General features: G+C 70.1%; 21 protein-coding genes. 13 read left to right on the top strand and 8 right to left on the bottom strand.

Going from position 1 to position 19,772, the window contains the following annotated elements; translation table 11 throughout:
• Positions 1-83: 83 nt before the first annotated feature.
• The 7 genes from hisS to KCG34_RS18565 all read left to right on the top strand — a co-directional run bounded on the left by hisS (position 84) and on the right by KCG34_RS18565 (position 8,369).
• Positions 84-1,550: a histidine--tRNA ligase gene (gene hisS / locus KCG34_RS18595; RefSeq protein ID WP_376788202.1), complete on the top strand. Its 1,467-nt coding sequence runs from the start codon at positions 84-86 to the stop codon at positions 1,548-1,550.
• Positions 1,550-2,668: an ATP phosphoribosyltransferase regulatory subunit gene (locus KCG34_RS18590; RefSeq protein ID WP_211937107.1), complete on the top strand. Its 1,119-nt coding sequence runs from the start codon at positions 1,550-1,552 to the stop codon at positions 2,666-2,668. The genes hisS and KCG34_RS18590 overlap by 1 nt, the downstream gene beginning before the upstream one ends.
• Positions 2,665-3,624: an ATP phosphoribosyltransferase gene (gene hisG, locus KCG34_RS18585; protein ID WP_211937106.1), complete on the top strand. Its 960-nt coding sequence runs from the start codon at positions 2,665-2,667 to the stop codon at positions 3,622-3,624. The genes KCG34_RS18590 and hisG overlap by 4 nt, the downstream gene beginning before the upstream one ends.
• A gap of 559 nt (positions 3,625-4,183) precedes the next feature.
• Positions 4,184-5,185: an alpha/beta fold hydrolase gene (locus KCG34_RS18580; protein WP_211937105.1), complete on the top strand. Its 1,002-nt coding sequence runs from the start codon at positions 4,184-4,186 to the stop codon at positions 5,183-5,185.
• Positions 5,186-5,250: 65 nt separating this feature from the next.
• Positions 5,251-6,135, top strand: a complete 885-nt coding sequence (locus KCG34_RS18575; protein WP_211937104.1) for an alpha/beta fold hydrolase — start codon at positions 5,251-5,253, stop codon at positions 6,133-6,135.
• Between the two features lie 36 nt (positions 6,136-6,171).
• The gene (locus tag KCG34_RS18570; protein ID WP_211937103.1) at positions 6,172-7,095 is read left to right on the top strand and encodes an ABC transporter ATP-binding protein; all 924 of its coding nucleotides are present in this window, start codon (positions 6,172-6,174) and stop codon (positions 7,093-7,095) included.
• Positions 7,092-8,369, top strand: coding sequence for an ABC transporter permease (locus KCG34_RS18565; protein WP_211937102.1), 1,278 nt, complete (start codon positions 7,092-7,094; stop codon positions 8,367-8,369). Before KCG34_RS18570 ends, KCG34_RS18565 begins: the two co-directional genes overlap by 4 nt.
• A gap of 112 nt (positions 8,370-8,481) precedes the next feature.
• On the opposite strand, the gene rpsU is transcribed toward KCG34_RS18565, so the two are convergent.
• Positions 8,482-8,718: a 30S ribosomal protein S21 gene (gene rpsU, locus KCG34_RS18560; protein ID WP_211940888.1), complete on the bottom strand. Its 237-nt coding sequence runs from the start codon at positions 8,716-8,718 to the stop codon at positions 8,482-8,484.
• Between the two features lie 175 nt (positions 8,719-8,893).
• Here rpsU and KCG34_RS18555 point away from each other — a divergent pair, with 175 nt between their 5' ends.
• Complete coding sequence (locus KCG34_RS18555; RefSeq protein ID WP_211937101.1) at positions 8,894-9,541, top strand: COQ9 family protein; 648 nt, start codon at positions 8,894-8,896, stop codon at positions 9,539-9,541.
• Between the two features lie 10 nt (positions 9,542-9,551).
• On the opposite strand, the gene KCG34_RS18550 is transcribed toward KCG34_RS18555, so the two are convergent.
• Positions 9,552-10,637: a 5-(carboxyamino)imidazole ribonucleotide synthase gene (locus KCG34_RS18550; RefSeq protein ID WP_211937100.1), complete on the bottom strand. Its 1,086-nt coding sequence runs from the start codon at positions 10,635-10,637 to the stop codon at positions 9,552-9,554.
• Between the two features lie 6 nt (positions 10,638-10,643).
• Positions 10,644-11,135 (bottom strand): 5-(carboxyamino)imidazole ribonucleotide mutase, encoded by a 492-nt coding sequence (purE, locus tag KCG34_RS18545; RefSeq protein ID WP_211937099.1) that lies wholly within the window; start codon positions 11,133-11,135, stop codon positions 10,644-10,646.
• A gap of 165 nt (positions 11,136-11,300) precedes the next feature.
• Between purE and KCG34_RS18540 the strand changes: the two genes are divergently transcribed.
• Positions 11,301-12,011, top strand: a complete 711-nt coding sequence (locus KCG34_RS18540) for a GGDEF domain-containing protein (protein ID WP_211937098.1) — start codon at positions 11,301-11,303, stop codon at positions 12,009-12,011.
• On the opposite strand, the gene KCG34_RS18535 is transcribed toward KCG34_RS18540, so the two are convergent.
• Positions 12,008-12,625 carry a thiamine phosphate synthase gene (locus KCG34_RS18535; RefSeq protein ID WP_249138076.1) on the bottom strand — a complete coding sequence of 206 codons (618 nt, stop codon included), beginning with the start codon at positions 12,623-12,625 and terminating at the stop codon, positions 12,008-12,010. The two genes, KCG34_RS18540 and KCG34_RS18535, sit on opposite strands and share 4 nt — an antisense overlap.
• 1 nt (position 12,626) lies before the next feature.
• Between KCG34_RS18535 and KCG34_RS18530 the strand changes: the two genes are divergently transcribed.
• Positions 12,627-13,298: a YggS family pyridoxal phosphate-dependent enzyme gene (locus KCG34_RS18530; RefSeq protein ID WP_376788201.1), complete on the top strand. Its 672-nt coding sequence runs from the start codon at positions 12,627-12,629 to the stop codon at positions 13,296-13,298.
• 1 nt (position 13,299) lies between these two features.
• Here KCG34_RS18530 and KCG34_RS18525 read toward each other — a convergent pair whose 3' ends face one another.
• Positions 13,300-13,815: a L,D-transpeptidase family protein gene (locus KCG34_RS18525; protein ID WP_211937097.1), complete on the bottom strand. Its 516-nt coding sequence runs from the start codon at positions 13,813-13,815 to the stop codon at positions 13,300-13,302.
• Positions 13,816-13,868: 53 nt separating this feature from the next.
• Between KCG34_RS18525 and KCG34_RS18520 the strand changes: the two genes are divergently transcribed.
• On the top strand, positions 13,869-14,555 hold the full coding sequence (locus tag KCG34_RS18520) for a response regulator transcription factor (protein ID WP_211940885.1): 687 nt from the start codon (positions 13,869-13,871) through the stop codon (positions 14,553-14,555).
• Between the two features lie 218 nt (positions 14,556-14,773).
• On the opposite strand, the gene KCG34_RS18515 is transcribed toward KCG34_RS18520, so the two are convergent.
• From KCG34_RS18515 to KCG34_RS18505, 3 genes are all read right to left on the bottom strand, one after another.
• Positions 14,774-15,070 (bottom strand): MafI2 family immunity protein, encoded by a 297-nt coding sequence (locus tag KCG34_RS18515; protein WP_211937096.1) that lies wholly within the window; start codon positions 15,068-15,070, stop codon positions 14,774-14,776.
• A 21-nt stretch (positions 15,071-15,091) separates the two neighbouring features.
• On the bottom strand, positions 15,092-16,324 hold the full coding sequence (locus KCG34_RS18510; RefSeq protein ID WP_211937095.1) for an argininosuccinate synthase: 1,233 nt from the start codon (positions 16,322-16,324) through the stop codon (positions 15,092-15,094).
• Between the two features lie 101 nt (positions 16,325-16,425).
• Positions 16,426-17,349, bottom strand: coding sequence for a tetratricopeptide repeat protein (locus tag KCG34_RS18505; RefSeq protein WP_249138075.1), 924 nt, complete (start codon positions 17,347-17,349; stop codon positions 16,426-16,428).
• Positions 17,350-17,461: 112 nt separating this feature from the next.
• On the opposite strand from KCG34_RS18505, the gene KCG34_RS18500 reads away from it, so the two are divergent.
• Together KCG34_RS18500 and KCG34_RS18495 are read left to right on the top strand one after the other, a co-directional pair.
• Positions 17,462-18,844: a leucyl aminopeptidase family protein gene (locus KCG34_RS18500; protein WP_211937094.1), complete on the top strand. Its 1,383-nt coding sequence runs from the start codon at positions 17,462-17,464 to the stop codon at positions 18,842-18,844.
• The gene (locus KCG34_RS18495) at positions 18,841-19,671 is read left to right on the top strand and encodes a C40 family peptidase (RefSeq protein ID WP_211937093.1); all 831 of its coding nucleotides are present in this window, start codon (positions 18,841-18,843) and stop codon (positions 19,669-19,671) included. Before KCG34_RS18500 ends, KCG34_RS18495 begins: the two co-directional genes overlap by 4 nt.
• The last annotated feature ends 101 nt before the right edge of the window (positions 19,672-19,772 follow it).

Raw genomic sequence — 19,772 nt, 5'->3', positions numbered from 1 at the left:
TAGGGCGCCCGTTCCGCTGGTTCCAGCCCCGGCGGCGAGCGGCTTTCTTGCCCCCGCGCGCGCGATCCTTTATGCGCCGCAGCATGAGCGAGACCTTCCGACCCATCGCCCGCACGCCGCGCGGCTTCGCCGACAAGCGCGCCGCCGACCTGCGCGCAGAGCGCCGGATCATCGAGGCGATCGCGGAAGTCTATGAGCGCTGCGGTTTCGAGCGGCTGGACACCGGCGCGTTCGAATATGCCGACGCGCTCGGCAAGTTCCTGCCCGACAGCGACCGGCCGAACGAGGGCGTTTTCGCCCTGCAGGACGATGACGAGCAGTGGATGGCGCTGCGCTATGACCTGACCGCGCCCCTCGCCCGTTTTTCCGCCCAGCACTGGGAGACCCTGCCCAAGCCATTCCGCCGCTATGCTGTCGGCCCGGTCTGGCGCAACGAGAAGCCGGGGCCTGGCCGCTTCCGCGAATTCATCCAGTGCGACGCCGACACGGTGGGCTCGGCCCGTCCCGAGGCCGACGCCGAGATGATCGCCATGATGAGCCAGGGGCTGGAGGCGATCGGCCTTCAGCCCGGCCAGGCGGTGGTCAAGATCAACAATCGCAAGCTCCTGAACGGCCTTCTGAGCGCCGCCGGGGTCGAGGATGCGGGCCAGCGCCTGGCGGTGCTGCGTGCGGTGGACAAGCTGGACCGGCTGGGGCCGGACGGAGTGCGCCACCTGTTGGGCGAAGGGCGCAAGGACGAGTCGGGCGCTTTCACGGTCGGGGCCAGGATCTCGGCCTCGGCGGCCGAGCGGGTGCTGGCCTTCGTCACCGCCGGCCAGCCCGACCGAGCCGGGACGCTTTCCAGCATCGCCGAGGCCATTGGCGGCTCGGCCGAGGGCGACGAGGGGCTGGAGGAGTTGGCGAAGATCGACGCCGCCCTGACCAGCCTGGGCGTCGGCGCGGACCGGGCGAGCTTCGATCCCTCGATCGTGCGCGGGCTTGAATACTATACGGGCGCGGTTTTCGAGGCCGAGCTGCTGCTGGACACCACCGACGAGCGCGGCCAGCCGATGCGCTTCGGCTCGGTGGGCGGCGGCGGGCGCTATGACGACCTGGTGGCCCGCTTCACCGGCGAACGGACCCCGGCCACGGGCTTTTCCTTCGGCGTCTCGCGCCTCATCGCGGCCCTGCGCGCCGCCGGCCGCGATTCCGCTGAGAAAGCGCGCGGCCCGGTGGTGGTGATCGCCTTCGACCAGGCCGCCATGGCCCACTATTTCGCCGCCGCCGGCGAGCTGCGCGCCGCCGGGATCGCCGCCGAGGTCTATCTGGGGACCTCGGGGATGAAGGCGCAGATGAAATACGCCGACCGGCGCCTATCGCCGGCGGCCGTGATCATGGGCGGGGACGAGATCGCCGCCGGCCAGGTGACCATCAAGGACCTGGACCTCGGCCGCGAACTGGCCGCGGGCGTCACCGACAACCAGGCTTGGCGCGCCGAGCGGCCGGGGCAGGTGACCGTCTCGCGGGACGAGTTGGTCTCGGTCGTCCGCCGTATCGTGGACGCTGGCTGATGCGCCTGGAGCCGGCCGTTCCCGACAGCGTGCGGGCCGCCATTCGCGCGCCCTTCGCCGGCGCCGGCGCCGCCATCGACCCGGCGGTGATCCAGCCCCTGGGCCTGATCCTGGACCTGGCCGGCGAGGCCATGCACGCACGCCTGTTCGTGGTGCAGGGCCAGGGCGGCGAGGAGAGCTGCCTGCGTCCCGACTTCACCATCGCCGTGGCCCGCGAGCACATCGCCTCAGGCGCCGCTGCCGGCCGCTACACCTATGAGGGCCGCGCCTTCCGCGTCTCGCCGGCGGGGGCGGACCATCCCGAGGAATTCCTGCAGGTCGGCCTGGAAGCCTTCGGCGGCGCCGACCTGGCCGCGGCCGACGCCGAGGTCGCGAGCCTGGCCTGGCGCTCAGCCAGCGCCGGGGGGCGGGACGATCTTTCCCTGCTTCTGGGCGATGTCGGCCTCTACCGCGCCTTCGTCGCCGCCCTGGGCCTGGCCGCGCCACTGACCCAGCGTCTGATCCGCGCCTTTTCCCGCCCACGCACCATGGGCGCAGAGCTGGAGCGCGCCCAGTCGGGCGACGTCGCCGAGCGCCAGGGCGACCGCATCGCCTCGCTGCTGGCGGGCCTGCCCGAGACCGAGGCGGTGGCCGTTCTGCAGGACCTCTGGGCCCTGGCCGGGGTGCAGCAGGTCGGCGGGCGCAGCGCCGGCGAGATCGCCCATCGGCTGATCGAGCGTTCCGCCGCCGCCAGCGCCCCGCGCCTGACCGAGGCCGAGGCCGGGCTGATCCGCCGCTATCTGGAGATTTCCGGCGAGCCGCGCGCGGCCTTGGCGCAGATCGCCGCCCTTGGCGTGAACCTCGACGGTCCGCTAGGCGCCTGGTCGCAGCGGCTCGACGCCCTGGAGGCGGCCGGCGCGCCGCGCGAGCGCATGAGCTTCGCCACCGGCTTCGGCCGCGCCTTCGGCTACTACGACGGCATGCTGTTCGAGGTGCGCAGCGCCGCCCTGGGCGAAGGCTTCTCGGTCGCCGGCGGCGGTCGCTACGACGCCCTGCCGGTGCGGCTGGGCGGCGGCCAGACCGGAGCGGTCGGCTGCATGGTGCGCCCAGCGCGGGCCTGGTCGGGAGCCCTGTCATGAGCACGGCGCCCCTGATCATGGGTCTGCCCTCCAAGGGGCGGCTGAAGGAACAGTGCGAGGCCTGGCTGTCGGACAGCGGCTTCCGCCTGGAGGTCGAGGGCGGCGAGCGCGGCTACAGAGCCGAGATCGTCGGCCTGCCTGACGTGGTGGTGCAGTTGCTCTCGGCCAGCGACATCGCCGCGGCGCTCGACGCCGGCGACATCCACCTGGGCGTCACCGGCGAGGACCTGCTGCGCGAGCGCGGGGAGCACGTGGCCGACCAGGTCATGCTGCTGCGCGCGTTAGGGTTTGGCCGCGCCGACCTGGTGGTGGCCGCGCCCAAGAGCTGGATCGACGTCGAGACCATGGCCGATGTGGACGAGGTCGCCGCCCACTATGCGGCGCGCACCGGCCGGCGCCTGCGTGTGGCGACCAAATACACCGCCCAGACCCGCGCCTTCTTCGCCCGGCTGGGCATCGTCGACTACCGCATCGTCGAGTCCGGCGGGGCCACCGAGGGCGCGCCCGCGGCCGGGGCGGCCGAGCTGGTGGTCGACATCACCACCACCGGCGCCACCCTGCGCGCCAACGGGCTGAAGATCCTGTCGGACGGGGTGATCCTGAAGAGCCAGGCCCAGCTCGCCGCCAGCCTGAAGACGGCCTGGACTGCGGGCCAGTTGGGTTCGGTGCGGCGCCTGTTGGGCGTGGTCGAGGCCCGGGCCCGGGCGCGGCGCCTGAGCCTCATGGCCTGGCCGCCGGAACAGTCTGTCAGGGCGGAGGCGGCGACCGAGCCGTTCCTGGCGCGCGGCGCCTCGCGGCGGGCCAATGGCCTCCTGGCCCAGACCAGCGACCTGTTCGACATCGCCGCGGCCTTGAGCGCCGAGGGCGTCGGACCGGTGTCGGTGACCCGGCCGGAATTCGCCTTCGAGCCGGCCAGCCCCGCCGCCGACGCCCTGGAAGCCCGCCTGAAGCCCTGATCCGCGGCCGCAGCGCCTCCCGATTCACCAAGATCGCGTCGGGTTCATGCAAAATAACGGTGAAATATTTTTGTGCGGCGCCACAAAATGGGGCGGCCCGAGCCCAATTTTTCACCTTTTGTGAACTGTTACAGCGCTGTCAGAAACGCGCAATCCCTTACCATATATGGGTTTTGACATTTTCGTCAAAAATCACGGCGACGTGACTTTGGACGATGGCTGCAAAGTCGTCGAAAGATTGACAGCCCCGCCAAAATACGGTTCTTCTAACCCTGCGAGAGACAAGAGGGTCGTCAGATACCCACGGTCTCCGGCGTTTCGGGGAGGAAACGCCTGCCATCATCAGGCTTCGGAGCCCGCCGCGTTATCCCCCGCGGCGGGCTCAAGTTTTTTCCGCACCGCAGCGTTAGAATTTTGACGTTATCGTCAAAACAAGCGCAGCCTTGGCGCGCCCTCCACCATACGACCCCGCAGGGGAGTGGCGCATTTGCTCCCTGCGACTACGCGCCTCCCGACGGCCGTCTTACAAACGACATCCGACTCACCTACATCCCGGCCCATGCGGCGCGGCTCCAAGATCCTTGCGGGCCTGATCCTGGCGATCCTGGCCTATATCGCAGCCGGCGGCGCCCTGGTCGCCGCGGAGGCCTCTCACCCCATGCGCGGACGGTTGGTCGATATCGGCGGGCGGCGGATGCACCTCGTCTGCGAGGGCGAGCGGAACGCCGAGCCCACCGTCCTGTTCGAAGCCGGCGCCTTTGGCTTTTCCGCCGACTGGGGCGTAGTCCAGGATCGCGTCACCGCGCAAGGCCTGCACACCTGCTCCTACGACCGCGCGGGGCTCGGCCTTTCCGATCCCGGTCCCGGCCCTCGCGACGGCCTGGCCGCGGCCAAGGACCTCGAGGCCCTGCTGAAAGCCGCCGGCGAGGACGGGCCTTTCATCATGGTCGGCCATTCCATGGCCGGGACCTACATGCCGCTGTTCGCCGCCCGCAACCATGACCGCATCCGCGGCCTGGTCTTCATCGACGCGGCGCCGCCCGAAGCAATCGACCAGCCGCAGGTGAGAGCCTTCGTAGAGAAGTTCGCCGCCGCCTCGCGTTGGGCGGCGAGGGGGGCTCGGATCGGTCTCTACCAGCCCCTGGCCGGCACCTGGTTCGGCGACAAGATCGGCCTTACCCCGGTCGCTTCGGCGGAAAAGCGCCGCGCCTTCGCCTCGCCGACCCACAACCGCTGGGCCTCGGCCGAGGTCGACCAGTGGATGAACACCGCCGCGGAGGCCAAGGCCGCCGGCCCCCTGGACCCCGCCTGGCCGGTGGCCGTGATCACCGCCGGGCCGGTCGCCGGGCGCGAGGCCTGGAAAGACCTGCAGGCCACCCCGGCCCGGCGTTCGCAGCATGGCTATATCGACCACGTAGCGGCCGCCAGCCACGCCACCCTGTTGGGCGTCAGCCATGCCGACTCGGTCGTTCGAGGTGTCACCTTCGTGCGCCAAGCGGTCGCCGGCCAGCCAGAATCGCCGCCACAGCAGGTCGCGCAAAGCCGCGCTACGAACCCCTGACTTGATCGGACTTTTCATCCGCAGCTAGTCTCCCAGTGTAAAGTCTCGCCGGATAGGGAGTCGGCATGGGTTTGGGTCGCGCCGCCTTGGATCCACGCGGCCGGTTCGCCGATATCGGCGGCCGGCGAATGCACTGGGTCGAGGCCGGCCCGCCCAAGTCCACAGCCCCCTTGATCGTGTTCGAGGCCGGCTCGTTCGGCTTTTCCGCCGACTGGGCGGTGGTGCAGGAGCGCCTGGCCGCCCGGGGCCTGAGGTCGATAGCCTATGACCGCGCGGGCCTCGGCCTCTCCGACCGCGGCCCCTCGCCCCGCGACGGCCTGGCCATAGCCGAGGACCTGGAAAAGCTCCTTGCCGCGATCGGCGAGGGTGGACCCTTCATCCTGGTCGGCCACTCCATGGCCGGGCTGCACGTGCACCTGTTCGCCGGCCGAAATCCACGCCAAGTGGCGGGGTTGGTGCTGGTCGACGCTATCGACCCGGAGGGCGCCACCCACCCGATGGTTCGGCGCTATGCGGTCCATTTCGGCCGCCTGTCGCACCTGGCCGCGGGGGCGGCGAGCCTGGGCCTGTTCAAGCCGCTGACGGCGGCCCTGGGCGACCGTATCGAGCTGACCGAGGAGGCCGCGCCGCAAAAGCGCTGGGCCTTCGCCCACGGCCCGCACAATAGAGCCGCCTCGGAGGAGGTGCAGCACTGGGAGGCCGCCGCCCGCCAGGCGCGCCAGGCGGGCGCCTTGGATCCAGCCTGGCCGGTGGCCGTGGTGACCGCCGGATCGGTGCGCGGCTTCGCCTGGTCGAAGGCGATCCAGGCCAGGCCCGCCCAGGCTTCGCGCCACGGCCATGTGGCCAACGTCGCCACGGCCAGCCACGCCAATCTGCTCGGCCGTCGGCACGCCGACGCGATCGTCGATGGAATTCTCCACGTTTGCCAGGCGTTGACGAAAGCCGCGTAAGGCTCTGGACCAACAACGACAGGCTTGGGAGCAGGCATGCAGGCGGCGCTGAGGCTGGAGGGGGTCACCAAGCGCTATGGCGACTTCGAGGCGGTCCGGGATTTGAGCTTCGAGGCGGCGCAGGGACGCATCTGCGGCTTCCTTGGGCCGAACGGCGCCGGCAAGACCTCGACCATCCGCATGATCCTGGGCCTGGTGGAGCCCACGGCGGGGCGCATCAGCGTGCTGGGCGCGCCGGATGGGCGCCTGATCCGCGAGAAGATCGGCTTTTTGCCGGAGGAGCGCGGCCTCTATCGCCGCATGACCCCGATCGGCGCCATCGCCTTCCTGTCCAGCCTGAAAGGCCTCTCCACCGGCGAGGCGAAGCGGCGGGCCAAGCAGCTCCTTGAGGCGCACGGCCTGGGCCACGCCATGAACCGCCAGATCCGCAGCCTCTCCAAGGGCATGGCGCAGAAGGTCCAGCTGCTCTCGGCCCTGACCCACGAACCCGAACTGGTGATCCTGGACGAACCCTTTTCCGGCCTCGACCCGGTCAATCAGCAGGAGCTGGAGACCATGATCCGCGGCCTCGCCCAGCGCGGCGCGACGGTCCTGTTCTCCACCCACGTCATGCAGCACGCCGAGCGGCTGTGCGAGCAGGTGGTCCTGATCGCCAAGGGGCGCAAGGTGTTCGACGGCCGGGTCGAGGCCGCCCGGGCCGCCGCGCCGCGCAAGCTGGTGCTGGAGGGCGCCCTGGACCCCGGCCAGGTCGGCGCCCTGCCGGGCCTGGCCGACCTCGTCGCCGAGCCGCTGGAGGGCGGCGGGTTGAAGGTGACGGCGACCCTGGTGAACGGCGCCCCGGCCCAGGACGCCCTGCGCGCCGCCTTCGCGCAAGGGCTGGACATCACCCGCTTCGAGCTGAAGGAGCCGCACCTGCACGACGCCTTCATCGTCCTGACCAGCGCGGGAGAAGCGGCATGAAGCGCCTTTTGCGCATCGCGGGCCGCGAATACGCCGCCTATGTCCGCACCATCGGCTTCTGGCTGTCCATGGGCCTGATGCCGGTGGGCCTGATCCTGGCGGTGTTCGCCTCCAGCCAGACGAACTCGGTGGCCCCGGTGCCGACCGTGGCCATGCTGGACCAGACGGGCCGCGCCTATGCCGAACGGATCGAACCGGCCCTGGCCGAGCGCCACGGCCCTTCCACACGGCCCGTCGCCGTGGTCGAGCATCCCGCATCCCTGGGCGCGGATCCGGCCGGCGCCCTGCGCGGCCTTGTCGGCGGCGATGCGGAGCTGGCAGACGGCCGGCGGCTCGACGTCGCCGCGATCATCCGTCCGGAGGGCGAGGGCGTCGCCGTCGATGCCTGGAGCCGCAACCCGGCCGACCGCTCGGTGGAGAACGCGATCTCGAACGCCCTCTCGGACCTGATGCGCCAGGACCGGCTGGCCAAGGCCGGGGTTGACGCCAAGACCCTGGCGGCGATCGACGCCTTGCAGCCGCATCTCACCAGCTATTCGCCCAAGGCCGCCGGCGGGCGGGTGGACGATCGCGAGCGGCTGCAGATGGCCATTGGCCTGGCCATGGGCCTTCTGCTGTGGATGGTGGTGCTGACCGGCGCCGGCATCCTGCTCAACAGCGTGATCGAGGAGAAGTCGAGCCGCATCCTCGAGGTGCTGCTGACCTCGGCCTCGGTGCCCGAGATCATGGGCGGCAAGATCCTTGGCGTGGCGGCGGTGACCTCGACCGTGCTTGGGGTCTGGCTCACCATCGGCCTCGCCATCCTGCTCAAGGTCGACGCCGGGATCGTCAAGACCCTGGTCGAGGTGATGCTGTCCAAGGGCCTCATCATCTATTTCGCCGTCTATTTCATCGGCGGCTATCTGATGTACGCGACCCTGTTCACCACCATCGGCGCCTTCTGCGAGACCAGCCGCGAGGCGCAGACCCTCCTGGGGCCGATGATGATCCTGCTCAGCGTGCCCCTGGTGTTCATGAACCAGGCCATGCTGCACCCCGACGCGCCCCTGGTGCAGGCCCTGTCCTGGTTCCCGCCCTTCACCCCGTTCATGATGGCCGCGAGAGCCGCCAGCGGGCCGCCCTGGTGGCAGGTGGTGGGTTCGGGGGCTCTGATGTTCGCCCTGACGGGCCTGGAGCTCTGGGTCGCCGGACGGGCGTTCCGGGCCGGGGCGCTGTCGAACTCACGGTTCGAGCCTAGGCACTTCTTCGCGAGTTTGGCGGGAAGAGCGGAGTAAAATCCCTTCCCCCCTTGCGGGGGAAGGAGGGGGAGAAGGGAACGGTCCCGACACGACAAAGGCCGCGCAGGCGATCCTGCGCGGCCTGAAACTCTCGTAGCCAGTCCGACTCTTAAGTGCGGGCGGGCTTCTTTGGCGCGGCGATCAGGCCTTCGCGCTGGGCGCGCTTGCGGGCCAGCTTGCGGGCGCGGCGGACGGCCTCGGCCTTCTGGCGAGCACGCTTCTCCGACGGCTTTTCATAATGCACGTGCCGCTTCATTTCGCGGAACGAGCCTTCGCGCTGCATCTTCTTTTTCAGGGCCTTGAGCGCCTGGTCGACATTGTTGTCGCGCACGAAAATCTGAACGATGACCAAGTCCTCCTAGATCGCTGGCGCTGGCCCGAAAGCGGGGCTGCAAGGGCGTGACAGCGAACACGAAACCGCCACCGGAAGGAACCCTTCCGAATGTTGGGCGCGCAGATACCAGAGGCGCACCCGAATGTCCATGGTGAGTCGGCCACAGCTTGCGTGTATAGAGGCGCTCATGAACCAACCGGAAGCCGACTGGGCCGACCTCGCCGAACAGCGCCTGCTGAACTCGGCCTTGAGCCTCGCTCCAAGGCTTGGCTGGGGCGAGCGCCTAATCGCCGAGGCCGCACGCGAGGCGGGCCTGTCCGACGGCGAGGCCGAGCTTCTGCTGCCCAATGGCCCCCGCGACCTGGCCGCCCTGCTCTCGCGGCGCCATGACGCGGCGGCCCTGGCGGCGCTTTCGGGCGTCGACCCCAAGTCGCTGAAGATCCGCCAGCGAATCCAGAGAGCCGTCGAGGCGCGGCTGGACGCGGCCATGGCGGACGAGGCGGCGGTGCGCCGCTGCGCCGGCTTCCTGGCCCTGCCCGGCAATGCGCCCCTGGGCCTGCGCCTGACCTGGGACAGCGCCGACATCATCTGGCGCTGGGCCGGCGATACGGCCACCGACGAGAACCACTATTCCAAGCGCGCCATCCTGTCGGGCATCCTCGCCTCGACCCTGGCCGTGCGGCTCTCCTCCGGTCGTCCGGCGGCCAGCGCCTATCTGTCGGCGCGGATCGAGAACGTCATGGCCTTCGAGACCTGGAAGGCGGGACTGAAACCATCGACCCTGTTGCGCGACGTAGCCGAGACCCTTGGCCGGATGCGTTACGGCCGGGCCTGACCCCCGGTTCTCAATCCTTCAGCGGCCACAGCCGGTTGACGTGGCCCATCTTGCGGCCGGGACGCGCCTCGGCCTTGCCGTAATGCCAAAGGCGCGCCTCCAGCTCGGCGGCGAGCCTGGGCCAAGTGTGGATCTCGTCGCCGATCAGGTTTTCCATCTCCACCCGGGCCAGGGGCGTGACCGGCCCCAGCGGCCAGCCGGCCACGGCGCGGATGTGTTGCTCGAACTGATCGACCTCGCAGCCGTCCAGGGTCCAGTGGCCGGAATTGTGCACCCGCGGCGCGAATTCGTTGACCACCAGCCGTCCGTCCTTCAACTCGAACAGTTCGACCCCCATCACCCCGACATAGTCGAGGCGCGTCAGGATCCGGGCGGCGATGGTCTCGGCCTGCTCGCGAGCGGCCTTGCTCAGATCGGCCGGGGCGCGGGTGCGGCGCAGGATGCCGTCCTGGTGGTGATTCTCGCCCACCGGATAGGCCACGACGTCGCCCGAGCGGCTGCGGGCCGCGATCACCGACAGCTCGCGTGTGAAGTCGGCGGGCGCCTCCAGGATCGCCGGGGCCCGGCCGATCCGCTCCCAGGCGGCGGCTGCGTCGGCGTGGCTCTCGACCCAGGTCTGGCCCTTGCCGTCATAGCCCTCGCGCCGGGTCTTCAGCAGCGACGGCGCGCCGATCCGGTCGATGGCCTCGGCAAGGCTCGCAAGGTCGTCAACCGCGGCGAAGGCCACGGTCGGGACGCCGCATTCATTGAGGAAGGTCTTCTCCACCACCCGGTCCTGAGCGGTGGCCAGGGCCAGGGCGCCCGGCGCCACCTCGACGCCGAGGCCGGTCAAGGTCTGGACCACCTGGGCCGGCACGTTCTCGAACTCGAAGGTCACAAGGCTCGCCATCTGGGCGACGGCCTCGAGCGCGTCGCGGTCGTCATAGGGCGCGACGATATTGTGTGTAGCCACACGCCCGGCGATGCCGTCCGGCTCCGGCGACAGGATCAGGGTGTCGAAGCCCAGCCGCGCGGCCGCCAAGGCCAGCATCCGGCCCAACTGGCCGCCACCGAGAATGCCGATGGTCGAACCGGGCGGCAGCGGAAATTCAGGCATTAAGGCTCAGTCCTCGACGCTTTCGGACACCATATCACTCTGGCGGGCGGCATACTCGGCAACGCGCTGGGCCAGGTCCGCATCGCCCAGGGCTAGGATCCGCGCAGCCAGCAGTCCGGCGTTGCGGGCGCCGGCCTCGCCGATCGCCAGGGTGGCGACCGGAATTCCGCCCGGCATCTGCACGATCGACAACAGCGAATCCATGCCCTTCAGCGCCTTGGACTCCACCGGCACGCCCAGGACCGGCAGCTCGGTCATCGACGCGGTCATGCCGGGCAGGTGCGCCGCCCCGCCGGCGCCGGCGATGATCACCTTGTAGCCGGCCGCCTTGGCCCCCTTGGCGAAGGCGTACATGCGGTCCGGGGTGCGGTGCGCCGAGACCACCTTGGCATGATAGGCCACGCCCAGCGCCTCCAGCGCGTCGGCGGCGGCCTTCATGGTGGGCCAGTCGGAGCGGCTGCCCATGATGATGGCGACCGGCGCCGACTCAGCGTTCATCTCGCATCCCTTTGTGATTCCGGGAAAAGCTTGGGCAGTCCCACGCGGAAAGGCGCGGAGTATAGGGCTGCGCTTTACGGCCGCAACCGAATCACAGCTAGGATTCGGGGCAAGCTTGGCGATTCCGGCCTCGGGGGACGGAAAGCCAGGCGCGGATGAAGCCACATGAAGCTTCTGGGCGTGAGGGCTGATCCCCTCTCCGCAGTGCGCCGGCGAGCGGCGCTGGTGGCCGAGGCCGCGCAGATGCCGGGCGCCGTGCAGGCCCCCGACAGCGCCTCATTCCTGGGAATCGTCGAGGCCGAGCTGACCCCGGCGGTGCGCGCGGCCCTGACCCGGCTGATCAGCGAGATCGACGAGTTGCGCGGCGAGGTGGGGCGGCTGAAGGCGCGGCTGAACGAGGCCGAAGACCTGGCCGACCTGGACGCCCTGACCCCGCTCCTGAACCGCCGCGCCTTCCTGCGCGAACTGAAGCGGATCTTGGCGTTCAGCCAACGCTTTGGCGGCCCCTGCAGCCTGGTCTATTTCGATCTGGAAGGCTTCAAGGCGGTCAACGACCGCTTCGGTCACGCCGCGGGCGACGAGGCGCTGAAGGGCGTGGCCGAGCGCCTGGCCGCCCATGTGCGCGAGGGCGACGTGATCGGCCGCATCGGCGGCGACGAATTCGGTGTGATCCTGGTCCAGGCCGACCTGGGCGCCGCCCTGGCCCGCGCCGGCGCCATGGCCGCGGCGATCGAAACCCAGCCGGTGGCCTGCGGCGACTGGCTGGTGCCGCTGAAGATCACCTATGGCGTGCGCCAGCTGGACCCCGGCATGACCGCCGAGGAGGCCCTGGGCCAGGCCGACCACGCCATGTACGCGCAGAGGCGGGCGGGTTAGGGGGCGGTCACCCCCTCAACCGCAGCAAGCCCCGCCGCGCACGTCCCCTTCAGCCGCCGCGCCGTGCGCGAATTGATCCCGCCGAGAGCGACCACCGGCACGCCGGCGCCGCGCGCCAGGGCCTGAAAGCGCAGCACGCCCAAGGGACGGCCCGCCGAGGGGCTGCGGCTTGGAAACACCGGCGAGACCAGCACGGCTTGAGCGCCGGCCCGCCGGGCCTTGCGGATGGCGGCCGCGTCGTGGGCCGCGGCGGTGACCAGCGAGCCGGGCCGCGCGCGCCTCAGCTGGCCGGCGCGGTGCGCCAGCCGCTCCGGCAGGTGAATCCCGTCCGCCCCGATTCGCCGGGCCAGGGCCGAGTCGGCACCGGCCAGCAGCAGCACCCCGGCCTTGCGCGTCGCCTGGCGCAGCGCCCGTCCTAGCTCCACCGCGTCAGTGGCGCCGAAAGCGCGGAAGATCACCGCCGAGCCCCGCGGCAACTGAGCGACCGTGGCGACAGGATCGGGCGTCCGCGCCGGATCGGTGACGAACCACAGCCCCGGCAGCCCGGGGTTCGCACGCCGTGACAGCAGACGCGCTGTGGCGGCCAGGGGGGAAAGTCTTGTATGCACGCTCACGATGACGACGCCCGCCCCCTACGCCCCGCTCACCGAGATCCTGGACCGCATGGCCCGGGCCGCCCGCGCCGCCGGGCGCGATCCCGAGGGCGTCAGGCTGGTCGCGGTCAGCAAGACCCAGCCCTGGGCCAACATAGAGCCGGTGCTCGCCGCCGGCCAAACCACCTTCGGCGAAAACCGCGTGCAGGAGGCCATGGAGCGCTGGACGCCGCACCGGGCCGGCCTGACCCTGCACCTGATCGGCCCCCTGCAGACCAACAAGGCGCGCGAGGCGGTCGCCTTCTTCGACGTGATCGAGACCCTGGACCGACCCAAGCTGGCCCGGGTGCTGGCCGAGGAGATCCAGCGCGCCGGCAAGAGCCCGCGCCTCTATGTCCAGGTCAATACCGGCGAGGAGCCGCAGAAGGCGGGCGTGATCCCCGCCGAGGCCGACGCCTTCATCGCCGCCTGCCGCGACGACTACGGCCTGCAGCCCGAGGGCCTGATGTGCATCCCGCCGTCGGACGAGGAGCCGGCCATGCACTTCGCGCTGCTGGCCAAGATCGCCGCCCGCAATGGGCTGGAGCGCCTGTCCATGGGCATGAGCGACGATTTCGAGACCGCGATCCGTTTCGGCGCCACCTCGGTCCGGGTCGGCTCGGCCCTGTTCGGGGCGCGGGTCCCGAAGGCGTAGCTCACTCCGCCCGCTTGATCTCCAAGACCGCGCCCGGCTGCGCCTGGGCGAGAAAGGCTTCCATGTCCGGCCGGCTCAGGGCCACGCAGCCTTCGGTCGGCGCGTATCCCTCCCGCGCCAAGTGCAGGAAGATGGCCGAGCCCATGGGCGCGACCGGCGGATCGTCATTGTGGCCCAGCACCACGACCAGATCGTAGAGGTGGTCCTCGCGCCATAGCGCCTCATGGCTGGCGGGGTAGGGCCGCTTGACCGGCCGGTTGTAGGCGGGATCGCCAGGCGCGTCGCACCAGCCGTCGTCCGGCTCCAGGGCCTGGGTTGGCAGGGCGGTGACCGGTCTGCCGACCCGATCCGGGCGATAGAGCAGCCGGCGCACCGGCCACATCCCCAAGGGGCTCGCCCCATCGCCCTCGCGCTTGTCCTCGGCTGCGATCACCCCCGAACGGCCCAGCGCGCAGGCGACCTTGCGCCCGCCGAGATCGAACCGGCCGTCGGACCAGGCGGTGAAGACCTGCGCCATGCTGCTGAGCCCATGCTTTACGTCGAGGCGCGGAACGGTGCATGTTCCCCCTTATGGCGCAACGTAAAACCATCCTGATCATCGACGACGACGCCGAGGTTCGCGAGAGCCTGGCCGAGCAGCTGGCCATCGGCGACGAGTTCGCCACCCACACCGCCGCCACCGGCGAGGCGGGGGCCGCCGAGGCGGTGAAGAGCCGGGCCGACCTGATCCTTCTGGACGTCGACCTGCCCGACATCGACGGGCGCGAGGTCTGCCGGCGCCTGCGCGCCGCTGGGGTCTCGGCGCCGGTGATCATGCTGACCGCCGCCGACCAGGACGCCGACACCATCCAGGGCCTGGACGCCGGCGCCAACGACTATGTCACCAAGCCGTTCAAGTTCGCCGTGCTCTTGGCCCGCATCCGCGCCCAGCTGCGCAGCCACGAGCAGTCGGAAGACGCGGTGTTCCGCATCGGTCCCTATGAGTTCCGCCCGGCGACCAAGCTCCTGATCGACGAGAAGCAGAAGAAGATCCGGCTGACGGAAAAAGAGACCAGCATCCTGAAATACCTCTACCGCGCCGGCGAGACGCCGGTGACGCGCGAGGAATTGCTGACCGAGGTGTGGGGCTACAACGCCGGCGTCACCACCCACACCCTGGAGACCCACGTCTATCGCCTGAGGCAGAAGATCGAGCCCGACGCCGGCGGGGCGAAGCTGCTGCTGACCGAGGCGGGGGGGTATCGGCTGGCGCCGTAGGGGGCTTCGGGCGTTATTCCAAACGCACGGCCAGACCCCACCCTAAGACCTTGGAGGCGAGTCTGCTCTAGCGCTCGACCGCGTCAAGGACGGCGCGGAGCGCCGCCGCCCCGCGGCCGGCCCAAAGGGCCGGTCCTTGACCCTGCCGATCGCCAGAGCTCCAATCTGACCAAGGGCTTCAGGGCGCATCAGCATTCAGGGAATGCTGGGGGGCAGATCTATTCGGCGCGTTGAAAAACCCATCCCGCCACCAGTGCATCTTCCACAGGAAGCGGGCCATTGATGACGATCACCTGTTCGCTGATGCTCGCATGTGGGAAATCGGCGACGATCTCCGCTGCAGCGGCCGAGACTGCGTCTATCTCAGTCTCATCAGGCGCGGCTTCGCAGATGACAGTCAGGACAATCTGCGAGCCATTCGCGGTCACTTTGATCGCCCGGAAATTCGGATAAATCGCACCCAGCAGCGCGCGCTGGGCCGATAACCTCAGAGCTGGGTCGACTATGCTTCCCATGGCCGGTCGGACGGTCGGCCTTTACCGCCCCCGCCGATCCCGTTTCGCCGCCACGCGCAGGCGCAGCGCGTTGAGCTTGATGAAGCCCGCCGCGTCGCGGTGGTCGTAGGCGACCTTGCCTTCTTCGAAGGTGACCAGTTCCTGATCGTACAACGAATAGGGGCTGGTGCGGCCGATCACGGCGACGTTGCCCTTGTAGAGCTTCACCCGCACCTGGCCGGTGACCAGGTCCTGGCTCTTGTCGATCAGGGCCTGCAGCATCTCGCGCTCAGGCGAGAACCAGAAGCCGTTGTAGATCAGGCTCGCATAGCGCGGCATGATCTCGTCCTTCAGGTGCATGGCGCCGCGGTCCAGCGTGATCGACTCGATGCCGCGGTGGGCGGCCAGCAGGATGGTGCCGCCCGGGGTCTCGTAGACGCCGCGCGACTTCATGCCGACGAAGCGGTTTTCCACTAGGTCCAGGCGGCCGACGCCGTTGTCGTGGCCCAGTTGGTTCAGCTTGGTCAGCAGGGCGGCCGGCGACAGGCGTTCGCCGTCGATGGCCACCGGGTCGCCGCCCTCGAAGTCCATGGTGAAGACCTGCGCCTTGTCGGGGGCATCCTCAGGCGCGATGGTCCGCTGATAGACGAATTCCGGCGCCTCGACCGAGGGGTCCTCCAGCACCTTTCCTTCCGACGAGGAGTGCAGCAGGTTGGCGTCGACGCTGAACGGCGCCTCGCCGCGCTTGTCCTTGGCGATCGGGATCTGGTGCTTTTCGGCGAAATCCAGCAGGGCCTCGCGGCTGGCGAAGCTCCACTCGCGCCAGGGGGCGATCACCCGGATGTCGGGCTCGAGGGCGTAGTAGCCGAGTTCGAAGCGCACCTGGTCGTTGCCCTTGCCCGTGGCGCCGTGACAGACCGCGTCGGCGCCGACCTTGCGGGCGATGTCGATCTGGGTCTTGGCGATCAGCGGCCGGGCGATCGAGGTGCCCAGCAGATAGATCCCCTCATAGACCGCATTGGCGCGGAACATGGGGAAGACGAAGTCGCGCACGAACTCTTCGCGCAGGTCCTCGATGAAAATGTTCTCGGGCTTGACCCCCATCAGGAGAGCCTTTTCGCGGGCCGGGCCAAGCTCTTCGCCCTGGCCCAGGTCGGCGGTGAAGGTCACCACCTCGCAAGCGTAGGTCTCCTGCAGCCATTTCAGGATGATCGAGGTGTCGAGGCCCCCGGAATAGGCGAGCACGACTTTCTTCACGGGGCTCTGGGCGGCCATGGCGGCATCCTTGGGCGGGTGGGCGAGAGGCGCACGCCTTAAAGGACAGCCGGGCCGCGGCTGCAAGCCGGTTGTTGCGTTTTACGCGGATCCGGGCGGGATCAGCTCCCCGCGCCCTTGACCGCCGCCCAGGTGCGGGTGGTGGCCGGGGCGATGCTCGCCTTGGCCTTGGTCAGGCTCTGCAGGTAGGCGAGGTCGGCGTTGGCCTGCTCGGGCGGCAGGTCCTCGCGCAGAATTTTTTCCGCCTCGGCCAGCTTGCCCTGCAGGCCCAGCACCAGCGACAGGTTCTGCCGCTCGACCAGACCAGAGCCGGGCTGGGCCACGGCGCGGCGCAGCAGGGTCTCGGCGCCGGCGGCGTCGCCCTTGGCGGCCATGTCCATGGCCAGGTTCGACAGCACGGCGGGATTCTCGGGCGACAGGGCCAGGGCGTCATGCCAGATCGCCTGGGCGTCGTCGTCACGCTGCACCTGCACATAGGCCACGCCCAGCAGCGACATGGGCCGCCAGTCCCTGGGCCGGGCCAGAGAGGCCTTCTTCAGCGGGTCGATGGCGTAGAAGCCCTGGCCGGCGGCCACATAGGCCTTGGCGGTCTCCATCAGGGCATCGAAATTGTTCGGGTCCAGCACCAGGACGCGGCCCGCCACCGTGATCGCCTCGCCGTTCTGCCCCACCGCCCTCAGGGCCGAAGACAGCTTGACCCCTGCGACGACGTCGGTCGGGTCGATGTCGACCTCGCGACCCCAGAAGGCGGCGCGGGCCAGGGGCTCGAGGCGCTCGGCGGCGTCGCGCTCGGCGGCGCTGGCCTTGTGTGGCGGCGCCTTGGGCTTGTCGGCGGGCAGCTGGGCGTAGGAGCGCATGGCCGGTGCGGTGGCGTTCGCCGTCGGCGCCGCGGTGGCTGGCGCGGCGGGGGGCGGGGCTTGGGGCGCGCCCACCGGGCTCATGCTCATGGCCTGCTGGGCCTGGGCCGCCAGCGGGGCCAAGGACAGGGCCGCGGCGGCGGCGAGGAGGATGAGCTTGCGAGACATGGGATCAGGCTTCCCGATTCGGACGACTCTGGCGCAGGATGGCGAAAGTCTGCGATACGCCCGTCAACGAAGCGTTAAGCATAATCTTAAGCCTGCAAGGCCCATTCGCCGCATGTCCGACACCCTGCTCGCCGTCGCCGAAGGACCCGCAATTGCGGTCCACGCCCTCCTGGAGGCCGATCTGGCCGCCTTCATGGACGGCCGTTCCGCCCCCGAGCGACGGCTGGTCGACCTGGCTCAGTTCAAGGCCAAGGCCGGCCAGGTGCTGGCGGTTCCAGGCGATGGCGGCGACATGGTCCTGTTCGGCCTGGGGGCCGCGGCCAGCCCCGACGGCATGGCCTTCCGCGCCTTGCCCGGCAAGCTGCCGCCCGGCGACTACCATATCGCCACGGCTCCGGCGGCCGTGCCGCCCCAGGCGGTCGCCCTGGCCTGGGCGCTCGGCGCCTATGCCTTCGAACGCTACAGGAAGCCGCGCAAGGAGCCCTGGCCGCGGCTGGTGACCCAAGGCGTGGACCTGGCCGAGGTCAAGGCCATAGCCGAGGGCTGCGCCCTGGCCCGCGACCTGGTCAACACCCCTGCCAACGACATGGGCCCGGTGCAGCTGGAAATGGCCGCACGCGAGACCGCCGAGGCCTTCGGCGCGGAGATCACGGTGATCACCGGCGAGGCCCTTCTGACCCAGGGCTATCCGGCGGTGCATGCGGTCGGCAGGGCCGCCGACCCCACCCGCGCGCCCCGGATGATCGAACTCCGCTGGGGTCGGCCCGAGGATCCGCTGGTGGCCCTGGTCGGCAAGGGGGTAGTGTTCGACACCGGCGGCCTGGACCTGAAGCCTTCGGCCGGCATGCGGCTGATGAAGAAGGACATGGGGGGCGCCGCCCACGCCCTGGGCCTCGCCCATATGATCATGGCCATGCGGCTGAAGCTGCGCCTGGCGGTGCTGCTGCCGGTGGTGGAGAACGCCGTCTCCGGCGACGCCATGCGGCCGGGCGACGTGATCGCCTCGCGCAAGGGCCTCTCGATCGAGATCGGCAACACCGACGCGGAAGGGCGGCTGATCCTGGCCGACGCCCTGACCCGCGCCGAGGAGCTGGAGCCGGCCCTGACCATCGATCTGGCCACCCTCACCGGGGCGGCGCGGGCGGCGCTGGGCCCGCAGGTGATCCCCTTCTACACCGCCGACGAGGCCCTGGCCGGCGAGTTGGCCCAGGCCGCGACGACGGTGGCGGACCCTCTGTGGCGCATGCCGCTGTGGGCCGGCTATGACGAGGCGCTGGACAGCGACATCGCCGACCTGAAGAACGATTCCGACGCCTGGGCCCAGGCCGGTTCGGTCACCGCCGCCCTGTTCCTGCAGCGCTTCGCACCCAAGGGGCCGTGGGCGCATTTCGACATCTTCGCCTGGAACCCCAAGGGCGGGGCCGGCCGGCCCACCGGGGCCGAGGCCCAGGCGATCCGCGCCCTCTATGCGGTGCTGAAGGCGCGCCAGGCGTGAGCGACCCGCGCACCACCCTCGCCCGGGGCGACCTCGCGGCCGCCGAGCTGGAAGGTCGGGTGCGGGCCGGGCGTTACGCTGAGACGATTTCCCTGGCCTGCGCGGCTCCCGCTGCGGCGATCCGTCGCGCCGCCGATCCGGCCGCGGAACAGATGGACCAGCTGCTGTTCGGCGAACGTTTCGAAGTGCTGGAGGAAAAGGCCGGCTGGGCCTGGGGCCAGGCCCGCCGCGACGGCTATGTTGGCTTCGTCGAACGCGCGGCCCTCACAGCCTATGCGCGGCTGCCGACCCATCGTGTTTCCGCGCCGCGCGCCTACGCCTTTTCCGAACCCAGCATCAAGTCGCGCCCGATCGGCCTCTATTCGATGAACGCTCTGGTCTTCATCGAAGCCCGCGAAGGTCGCTTCGCCAAGGCGGCCGGCAGCGGTTGGTTCGTGGAGAACCAGCTGGCTGATATCGGCTCGGTCGAGACCGACCCGGCCGCGATCGCCGAGCGCTATCTGGGTGCGGCCTATCAGTGGGGCGGGCGCGAGAGCCTGGGCCTGGACTGCTCGGGCCTGGTGCAGCAGGCCCTCTTGGCCTGCGGCCGAGCCTGCCCTCGCGACACCGACCAGCAGGCTGAGATGGGCGCCGCCATCGCGGCCGCCGACCTCGCCCGCGGCGACCTCGTCTTCTGGCGCGGCCATGTGGGCATGATGCTGGATCAGACCCGCCTGATCCACGCCAACGCCCACCACATGGCCGTGGCCATCGAGCCGCTGGCCGAGGCGGTCGCCCGTATCGCTGCGGCGGGCAGCGGCCATCCGACCGCATATCAGCGGATCTAAAGTCCCTTCCCCCCTTGCGGGGGAAGGAGGGGCCCGCCCGCGTAGCGGGTGGGAGGATGAGGGGTCGCGCTGCCCTCTCCAAAATGCCCTCTCCGCAGCAC

Origin of the sequence: Phenylobacterium montanum, assembly GCF_018135625.1 — a bacterium.
GTDB lineage: Bacteria > Pseudomonadota > Alphaproteobacteria > Caulobacterales > Caulobacteraceae > Poindextera > Poindextera montana.
The sequence above is the reverse complement of the archived record's forward strand: the minus strand, read 5'-3'. Positions and strand labels throughout refer to the sequence as shown.

Excerpts from the sequence above, each read along its gene's own strand:
- KCG34_RS18530 (WP_376788201.1), top strand. The coding sequence starts at position 12,627 with ATGACGACGCCCGCCCCCTACGCCCCGCTCACCGAGATCCTGGACCGC.
- KCG34_RS18505 (WP_249138075.1), bottom strand. The coding sequence starts at position 17,349 with ATGTCTCGCAAGCTCATCCTCCTCGCCGCCGCCGCGGCCCTGTCCTTG.
- purE (WP_211937099.1), bottom strand. The coding sequence starts at position 11,135 with ATGAACGCTGAGTCGGCGCCGGTCGCCATCATCATGGGCAGCCGCTCC.
- KCG34_RS18500 (WP_211937094.1), top strand. The coding sequence starts at position 17,462 with ATGTCCGACACCCTGCTCGCCGTCGCCGAAGGACCCGCAATTGCGGTC.
- KCG34_RS18555 (WP_211937101.1), top strand. The coding sequence starts at position 8,894 with ATGAACCAACCGGAAGCCGACTGGGCCGACCTCGCCGAACAGCGCCTG.
- KCG34_RS18520 (WP_211940885.1), top strand. The coding sequence starts at position 13,869 with ATGGCGCAACGTAAAACCATCCTGATCATCGACGACGACGCCGAGGTT.
- KCG34_RS18540 (WP_211937098.1), top strand. The coding sequence starts at position 11,301 with ATGAAGCTTCTGGGCGTGAGGGCTGATCCCCTCTCCGCAGTGCGCCGG.
- KCG34_RS18515 (WP_211937096.1), bottom strand. The coding sequence starts at position 15,070 with ATGGGAAGCATAGTCGACCCAGCTCTGAGGTTATCGGCCCAGCGCGCG.
- KCG34_RS18565 (WP_211937102.1), top strand. The coding sequence starts at position 7,092 with ATGAAGCGCCTTTTGCGCATCGCGGGCCGCGAATACGCCGCCTATGTC.
- hisS (WP_376788202.1), top strand. The coding sequence starts at position 84 with ATGAGCGAGACCTTCCGACCCATCGCCCGCACGCCGCGCGGCTTCGCC.
- KCG34_RS18570 (WP_211937103.1), top strand. The coding sequence starts at position 6,172 with ATGCAGGCGGCGCTGAGGCTGGAGGGGGTCACCAAGCGCTATGGCGAC.
- KCG34_RS18590 (WP_211937107.1), top strand. The coding sequence starts at position 1,550 with ATGCGCCTGGAGCCGGCCGTTCCCGACAGCGTGCGGGCCGCCATTCGC.
- KCG34_RS18525 (WP_211937097.1), bottom strand. The coding sequence starts at position 13,815 with ATGGCGCAGGTCTTCACCGCCTGGTCCGACGGCCGGTTCGATCTCGGC.
- KCG34_RS18510 (WP_211937095.1), bottom strand. The coding sequence starts at position 16,324 with ATGGCCGCCCAGAGCCCCGTGAAGAAAGTCGTGCTCGCCTATTCCGGG.
- KCG34_RS18580 (WP_211937105.1), top strand. The coding sequence starts at position 4,184 with ATGCGGCGCGGCTCCAAGATCCTTGCGGGCCTGATCCTGGCGATCCTG.
- KCG34_RS18550 (WP_211937100.1), bottom strand. The coding sequence starts at position 10,637 with ATGCCTGAATTTCCGCTGCCGCCCGGTTCGACCATCGGCATTCTCGGT.
- KCG34_RS18575 (WP_211937104.1), top strand. The coding sequence starts at position 5,251 with ATGGGTTTGGGTCGCGCCGCCTTGGATCCACGCGGCCGGTTCGCCGAT.
- hisG (WP_211937106.1), top strand. The coding sequence starts at position 2,665 with ATGAGCACGGCGCCCCTGATCATGGGTCTGCCCTCCAAGGGGCGGCTG.